Source organism: Nocardiopsis halotolerans DSM 44410 (assembly GCF_000341065.1).
Taxonomy (GTDB): domain Bacteria; phylum Actinomycetota; class Actinomycetes; order Streptosporangiales; family Streptosporangiaceae; genus Nocardiopsis; species Nocardiopsis halotolerans.
Genome location: NZ_ANAX01000009.1, coordinates 1 through 1,287 on the forward strand (window position 1 = coordinate 1; position 1,287 = coordinate 1,287).

Here is a 1,287-nt window from a genome sequence, read left to right on the forward strand (position 1 = left end):
ACCGGGACCGGCAGCGCCACCGACACCAGCACCTGGCCCGGCTCCAGCACGTGGTCGCGGGTGGGATCGGCGGCGTCGTACAGCTCGGCCACCGGCCTCTCCGACCGGCCGTCTCCGGCGACCCGCACCGAAGCGCCGTACGCCAGCAGCGCCACGGCCAGTGAGGACGGGTGGGGCGCCACGCACGGCCCCCGGTCCACGACCACCCCGTACAGGTGGTCGCCTCCGCGCGCCGGGCAGGAGTCCCCGCCCGTCTGGAAGCAGTCGAAGGCCGGGTTGCGCAGGTACCAGCAGCGGTTGCGCTGGAGCAGGTTTCCGCCCAGCGTCGCGGCGTTGCGCACCTGCGGGGTGGCCAGCGCCCGCGCGGTGAGGGCCAGCGCCGGGTAGGCCTCCGCCAGTCGCGGGTCCGCGGACAGCTCGCCCACTCCGGTCAGCGCGCCCAGGCGGACCGAGCCGTCGTCGAGCCACTCCGCTCCGCGCAGCTCCTCCACCCCGGACAGGTCCACCACGGGGGCGGGTGCGTAGACCCCCGAGGACAGGCACGCCGTCAGGTCGGTTCCCCCGGCGCGCGGACGGGCACCCGTGCCGTCCAACCGGGTCAGGGCCTCGTCCAGGCCCGCGGGTCGTGTGGTCGCGGTCATCGCAGTCCCTCCAGCAGTCGGTCCGGGCGGACGGGCAGGTCACGGGGGCGCCATCCGGTGGCGTCGTGCACGGCGTTGGCCACGGACGCGGACACGCCCACCAGCGACACCTCGCCCAGGCCGACCCCCGCGCCCGCGGCGTGTTCGAAACCCTCCTGGTGGAAGTACACCTCGGTCTCGGGAACGTCGCCCATCCCCGCGAGCCGGTAGTCCTCCAGGTTGTCGGTGAGCACCACCCCGGTGGCCGGGTCGTGGCGGCGTTCCTCGAAGAGCGCGTACCCCACGCCCTGTACGACGGCGCCCTCGACCTGGTTGCGGGCCAGCCGCTCGGCGTACACCCGGCCCACGGCCAGCCCCGCCCAGCACCGGGTGGGTCGCACCCGGCCCAGCAGGGTGTCCACCTCCACCTCCATCACGTGCACGGCGCCGCTCATGCCGCGCCCGACGGACAGGTCGTCCATGTCCGGGGTCAGCGCGCCCCCGCGGTCCCGGCCGCGTTCACCGACCACCCGCGTTCCCTCGGCCGCGGCCAGCGCCTCCTTGAGCGTGTGTTCGGGGATCGGCCCCGACGCCGGAACCCGGGGCTCGTGCTCGCGCAGCGCGGTGCGCAGCCGGTCGGCGGCGTCGGCCGCGGCGGGGCCCATCG

2 protein-coding genes are annotated in these 1,287 nt (G+C 75.9%); both read right to left on the reverse strand.

What is annotated here, in order from left to right; all coding sequences use genetic code 11:
• On the reverse strand, positions 1 to 641 hold a 641-nt coding region (locus D455_RS0100640; RefSeq protein WP_017568829.1), incomplete at its 3' end, for an FAD binding domain-containing protein.
• The coding region (locus D455_RS0100645) for a molybdopterin cofactor-binding domain-containing protein (RefSeq protein ID WP_017568830.1) at positions 638 to 1,287 on the reverse strand (650 nt) is incomplete at its 5' end. The genes D455_RS0100645 and D455_RS0100640, both read right to left, overlap by 4 nt.